Here is a 6,413-nt window from a genome sequence, read left to right as displayed (position 1 = left end):
ATTATTGCCCTCGGTCTTTGCCTTGAGGAAGAAACCGGTGTTCTCATACGTACCGCTTACACATTCCTGCACAAGCTGTGTGACATCGAATTCGTAGTACTTGTTATCAGGCACCGTACCAGCAGGGAAGGTTACTGAAGCGTATGGAGCAGTTCCCTGGGCAATGCCATTTACATCGAACCACGCTCCACCCACTGGTTTCCAAGCCTTGCGATAATCGTGGTAATACCAGGTCGCATACTTCGGGTTCCACGTCCCTGGCCTGTAGATATCCACTACAGTGTCAGAAGTGCGTGTCTTGCCGGCCGGATAGTACCAGTATAGTGACAGAGTTGCCTGGGATATTGTATCATTTTTATCATACATACTAAGATCGAACAACATCACATCCCTGGCACGGGATTTGCTTTTCCCGACGTCGATATAGGGTGTAGTGGAAAGAACTGCGCATGCAGAAGACTCACGCAGGTTATTGTCGTAGGTTGGAGTCAGGGTCACAGGCACCGAAGGTGTTTCAGGTGCGACTTTGATCAGCCAGGCATCTGCGGAACCAGCTCCGTATAAAGAAGTAGCTCCTGCTATGATGTATCCTCCATCCGAAGTCTGCTGAACTGAACCTGCAGAATCAGACATGGAACCGCCAAACTGCTTGGTCCACTGCTGGTTACCATTAGTATCAGCTTTGGTCAACCAGACACTGTAGGTGTGAGAGCCATAAGGTCTGATAGTACCTGCTATTATGTATCCTCCGTCAGACGTCTGATCAACCGAATATGCACAAACCGCATCATCAAACTCAGATCCTCCACCAAACCTTTTATTCCATGTTTCGTTACCATTGCTATCAGTTTTGACTAGCCAGGCAGTACTCGGATCTCCTAGATCACCCCCCATTTCTCCTGCGAGTATATAGCCTCCGTCAGAAGTCTGCTGAACTGAATGTGCAAAATCATAAGCACCTGTGGCTCCTGAAAAGGTCTTACTCCATATCTGATTGCCGTCGCTATCAACTTTGCTTGACCAGAAATCCGCAACTGAAGTTGGCATCTCAACACAGCCTACTACTATGTATCCACCATCCAAAGTCTGATCAACGGATAATACGTGATAATCAAAACCATCGGCTGTTTTGCCAAAAGTTGTATTCCACTGATGATTACCATCACTATCAACTTTGATCAACCAACCTGGACTATAGATAATAAGACTATCTGGATAGGAAGAGTTTGTATCTCCTGCTATAATGTATCCTCCATCCGAAGTCTGCTGAACTGAAAAAGCATGATCATATTTTGATCCGCCATATGTCTTATTCCATGTCTGGTTACCATTACTATCAACTTTAATCAACCAGGCATCGCTATAAGCCCTTCCGTACTCATCAGTACCCCCAGCTCCATAGGAAGCAGTAGCTCCTGCTATGATGTATCCACCATCCGAGGTCTGCTGGACCGAGTTTGCACCATCGTCCAACATTCCGCCAAATGTCTTATACCATGTCTGGTTGCCACTACTATCAACTTTGATCAGCCAGGCATCAGATCCACCAGCTCCATAAGAAGAAGTAGTTCCGGCTAGTATGTACCCCCCATCCGAAGTATTCTGAACTGAATTTGCAGAATCGTCCGAGGTTCCACCAAACGTCTTGTTCCACTGTTCTGCAGGAGCAACTGCCTGCACTACTGTGGGTATCATCGCAAATAGAATTAAGGCCGCCAATAATATTGTTATTTTACTGCCTTTTACCCTTGTTTTTATGAAATTTCTTATTTTATTGTTCATTTTACTAAACGCCTCTATCCATATGTCCCACTCTTCATTTACACATAAAAATAAAATGAAATGTGGGGTCACTGATATCCACAATCAAAAGACCATCACTGGATACGTAGCATAATCGCCTTCTGTGGTAACATCAAATACTACTGATATTATTCTCCCTACTTCTGATGGATCAGACACATCAGTGAGATCTAGTCCAACAAGATCCTGCCCCTGACCAATGTATGTATAGCTCCCGTCTACAGCAAAAAGCGGTGCTTATTCCTACGGTCAATAACAGAAACAGCGGTAAATCCCAGATTAGATCGATCTACCTGATCTTATTCAAATACATACCCACTCCACCAGTTATAGCAAACTTATAGTTACCTTAGTGGATACCCCCATGTATAGTATAGGAAGAAGGCCTATAAATACTTTATGAAAAAATTACGTAAATAATAATATAGTTATAAGTTTAAATTTTGTTTTTTCTGAAGACATAAAAATGTAAAATTATTGTGATGAGTGCAGTGATCTGGTTTTTCTCATACCTTTCAGTTAGAATAGTGATAATGTTATCCTGAAGATCTATGACATCTCAGGGAAGATGAAAGAGTATTACATTTCCCTCAATTATAAGAATGATAAACAATGAAATGCTTATTGGATCTCTTTTTCCAGGTACCTGAACACTTCTTCAAGGTCAGGATATATGAGATAAGCGTACTCATCAAGCGGTGTAGGCATGTTATTGACTATGATCAGCCTTCCACCATGCTTTACAGTGTTCAGGGGCAGGGACGCTGCCGGATGGACCACCAGGGACGAGCCGACCACAACCATCAGATCGGCCTTCGAACTTTCGGAAATTGCCTGAGATAGGGCATTTTGGTCCAGCATTTCTCCGAAGAAGATAATATCCGGTTTAACAAGACCTCCGCATCCGTCACATTTTGGGACGACCTGCGGTCCGTGTACAATGGGGGAAATAAGCTCATAAGGAAATTTTTTGCCGCAATGCAGGCAAGTGTGCTGTGCAGGAGAACCATGGATCTCTATGACCCGCCTGGAGCCTGCCTTCTGGTGAAGCATGTCAATGTTCTGGGTGATTATCGACCTCACCATCCCCTCTTCTTCCAGTTTAGCCAGCATTTTATGGATAATGTTGGGTTCCTTCTCTTCCAGGTTGTAGATGAACTCTCTTCCATGAGTATAGAAATATGCAGGGTCCTTGCGGAAGTAATGGATGTCGAAGATCTTGTCCGCATCGAATTGCTTGTATATGCCCTTGCTACCCCGAAAGTCAGGTATACCTGACAGTGTGGAGATACCAGCACCACTGAGGAACACACAGTGACTGGAACTATGCATAAGGGAGAGAAGCTGATGCATAAAGAGAGATTGTTGCTGATGGGTATATATCTTTTACCCGATCTCACGCAGCCCCTTCTCTCACTCCCTAGATACCATCATGGGATTGGATACATCTACCGATGGAACTTACCTATCTTTTATTGCACAGCTGTTAAATACACACAACTAAGAACACTTCTATTGCTTTACTGTCAGAGAAGGTTTATACGTTACAACAGGAAGGGAACAAAATGGAAAGAAACGAAAGGAAAACAATTATCAAAATCATCACGGCAATAACTTTTCTAATAATGGTTACCGTCAATGGTCTGGCCAACACCCTCCCGATCAATGGAGTGAACACTGGCCAGATCTCAGATTCTTTCCCCAATCTCTTTGCCCCGGCAGGGCTGACCTTTGCTATCTGGGGTCTCATATACCTGCTGCTTGCAGGGTACACACTGTACCAGCTTGGTGTTTTCCGAGACGACACAAGTGCCATGAGGACCGAGCTGTTGAGCAGGACCGGAGTACTCTTCTCCGTTTCTTCCATTGCCAACGCAGCCTGGATCTTCGCCTGGCACTACTACATGGTCCCATTGTCCATGTTACTGATGATAGTGATCCTTGTTTGCCTGATCCTGATAAACCAGAGGATGAAGAACCAAGGGTTTTCTCAGAGAGAATATTTTTTCATCAGGCTCCCATTCAGCGTGTACTTCGGATGGATCACAGTGGCAACCATTGCTAATGCTACTATCCTTCTTGTCAGCATTGGATGGAAAGGTTTTGGACTGGCTGAAGCGACCTGGGCCGTCATAATGATCAGTGCGGGACTTGTCATAGCTGTCGCAACGATGCTAAAGAATAAAGATATCGCTTACGGACTTGTTATTGTCTGGGCCTATGCAGGAATATTACTGAAACACACTTCACCCGAAGGATTCGCGGGCCAGTATCCTGCAGTTATTACCACAACGATGGTCTGCATCTTTTTGTTACTCCTTGCAGAAGCATATATCCTGATGTCAGCAAGGAAAAGGCCGGCCGTGTAGAACGGTCCCGGAGAGAAAACATTATACATTCGTTGCTTCGTCTAAAAGTAAACGATCCCACAATCAAAATCATATGACCAAATTTAAATAAATTTATGTCGCATAATGTACTTCATGAAGCTGTAGAAAGGTCCATGTTGTACAAGTCTATCATGCAGGTGACAAACATTTATATTAAGCAAACTGAGGCTCAATGAATACTCCTATTTCCCAGCTCATCACCATGCCAGAAGGCAAGACACTGGAGTTCAAAAGAGATCTATCCTCACCAAAGAACATCATCAAGACGCTTGTAGCATTTGCCAACACTGCCGGAGGACGTTTACTGATAGGTGTGGAAGATGTGACAAAGAATATCATAGGTGTCCAAGACCCACTTGATGAAGAAGAGCGGCTTTGCAGTATAATTGCAGATTATATTGCCCCAAGGCTTGTTCCAGATGTTGAATTGATGACAGTGGAAAGTAAGACCCTGTTGGTTGTTGAAGTCTATCCGAGTGGTTCCCGTCCACATTGGGTCAAAAGTGAAGGTTATTTTGATGGTGTTTATGTAAGGCTTGGGTCTACCAACCGGAAAGCTGACCGCGAACTTGTCGCTGAACTTCAGAGAAGTGCTTCAGGCATTTCTTTTGATGAGATGCCAATGCCTGACCTGTCTTCAGATGACCTTGACCTAGATTCTGCTAAAAAACGCTTTAAAGGAATCCGGGAGCTGAACGAAGAGGAATTGATCACGCTTAAGCTTCTGTCCCGGGAGCAGGGCAGATTTGTTCCGACCACAGGCGCTATGCTGCTTTTTGGAAAGAAAAGGGATTATCATTTCCCGGATGCATGGATCCAGTGCGGGCGCTTCAAGGGAAAGGATAAGGCATTTATTTTCGATCATACCGAGATCTATGAAGACCTTCCGGGATCTGTAGAGTCTGTGATGCTCTTTTTGAAGAAACATGCTTTCAGAGGTGCTGATTTCTCAGAGATCAGGCGTAAGGACGTGTGGAGCATTCCTCTTACTATCCTGCGCGAGGCTCTTGTCAATGCTATTGTGCATGCAGATTATTCTCAAAAGGGTGCACCTATCAGAGTGTCCTTCTTTGATGACAGGATAGAGATAGAGAATCCCGGTATCCTTCTTCCCGGCATGACCATCGAAGATGTCAAGCAGGGTGTTTCAAGGATAAGAAATCGTGTTATTGCTCGAGTTTTCAGGGAACTTGATCTTATAGAACAGTGGGGCAGTGGTTTCCGTCGTATCCTGAAGGATGCTGAAGAGCTCGGACTCCCCCAGCCGCAGATCATTGAAATTGGAATGAGGGTGAGGTTCATTGTCTACCTGGCAGAATCCATAGAAGTACCAACAGAAAGCCATGCTGGTAAAGAAGAACCTCCATCCCGGTCAGGTGAACAAGTAACTGAACAAGTAATAGAACATGTAACCGAACAAGTAAGATCTTTGGTCATTTGCCTTGAAGATAAACCATTGGGAAGAAGAGACGCAATGCAACGTGTGGGTATAAGTAGTCGTCCGACATTTGTTTATGATTATCTGCAGCCCGCCATCCAAGCTAGCCTTGTTGAAATGACACAACCGGATTCACCTAAAAGTCCTACCCAAAAATACCGCCTGACTGCCAAAGGCCGTGCATTCTTAACCCGGGAAAAGAAGGGGGAGAATGGATGACCTCCCAGCACCAAGTCAGTGAACTTTATGCCATAAATGGCACTAAGTCACGGCCCGAGTTGAGATCAAGTTGGGACTATATAGGGACTGAGTCAGGACCAAGTAGGGACCAAGTATTATTCAAATCACTTATCCGAAACTCTCAACAATGTTGAGAGAACTGCCATGGTCTTCTAACCTGCATATCCTTTCCAAGACTAAGATGGCTGATGAGCGTGAATTCTATCTGCGTATGGCTATACAGCATCGCTGGTCGGTGCGTGAGGTTGCACGCCAGATAGATGGCGCTCTTTTTGAGCGGTCGGTGTTGAGAGAAATATCTCCGGGAGAAGATTGCAGCCATTATCGAAAATAATAATGTCCATATTATCTGTTCCTTCCACAGGATAAGTCCCAGCGTGAGAGAATACTTCCTCGTGAGACATGTGCTCACTGAAGAAGTATCCACTGACGGGCGCATCCGTGTAAATTTAAAGACCTCGGCTAAAGATGATGTTACAGACAAAATCAACCGGCAGAAAAGGTGTGGACAACTTGTGTTCGGGGATTATACTGCGTCTGGT

General features: G+C 44.7%; 6 protein-coding genes. 3 read left to right on the top strand and 3 right to left on the bottom strand.

The window, feature by feature from the left end; all coding sequences use genetic code 11:
* The 3 genes from AB7U21_RS09420 to AB7U21_RS09410 form a co-directional block, all read right to left on the bottom strand.
* The coding region (locus AB7U21_RS09420; RefSeq protein ID WP_428388574.1) for a disaggregatase related repeat-containing protein at window positions 1-1,782 on the bottom strand (1,782 nt) is incomplete at its 3' end.
* An 84-nt stretch (window positions 1,783-1,866) separates the two neighbouring features.
* Window positions 1,867-2,004 carry a hypothetical protein gene (locus tag AB7U21_RS09415; protein WP_367121117.1) on the bottom strand — a complete coding sequence of 46 codons (138 nt, stop codon included), beginning with the start codon at window positions 2,002-2,004 and terminating at the stop codon, window positions 1,867-1,869.
* 420 nt (window positions 2,005-2,424) lie between these two features.
* Entirely contained in the window at window positions 2,425-3,156 is a 732-nt protein-coding gene (locus AB7U21_RS09410) for an NAD-dependent protein deacylase (protein ID WP_333788419.1), read from the bottom strand.
* Between the two features lie 212 nt (window positions 3,157-3,368).
* Here AB7U21_RS09410 and AB7U21_RS09405 point away from each other — a divergent pair, with 212 nt between their 5' ends.
* The 3 genes from AB7U21_RS09405 to AB7U21_RS09395 all read left to right on the top strand — a co-directional run bounded on the left by AB7U21_RS09405 (window position 3,369) and on the right by AB7U21_RS09395 (window position 6,205).
* Window positions 3,369-4,172, top strand: coding sequence for a tryptophan-rich sensory protein (locus tag AB7U21_RS09405; RefSeq protein WP_428388572.1), 804 nt, complete (start codon window positions 3,369-3,371; stop codon window positions 4,170-4,172).
* Window positions 4,173-4,365: 193 nt separating this feature from the next.
* Window positions 4,366-5,850 carry an ATP-binding protein gene (locus tag AB7U21_RS09400; RefSeq protein WP_428388570.1) on the top strand — a complete coding sequence of 495 codons (1,485 nt, stop codon included), beginning with the start codon at window positions 4,366-4,368 and terminating at the stop codon, window positions 5,848-5,850.
* 115 nt (window positions 5,851-5,965) lie between these two features.
* Window positions 5,966-6,205: a DUF1016 N-terminal domain-containing protein gene (locus AB7U21_RS09395; protein WP_428388576.1), complete on the top strand. Its 240-nt coding sequence runs from the start codon at window positions 5,966-5,968 to the stop codon at window positions 6,203-6,205.
* Window positions 6,206-6,413 lie beyond the last annotated feature (208 nt).

The sequence above is a fragment of the Methanomethylovorans sp. genome, assembly GCF_050177135.1.
Taxonomy (GTDB): Archaea; Halobacteriota; Methanosarcinia; order Methanosarcinales; family Methanosarcinaceae; genus Methanomethylovorans.
Note: the sequence above shows the minus strand (reverse complement) of the source record. Positions and strands in the feature narration are given on the sequence as shown.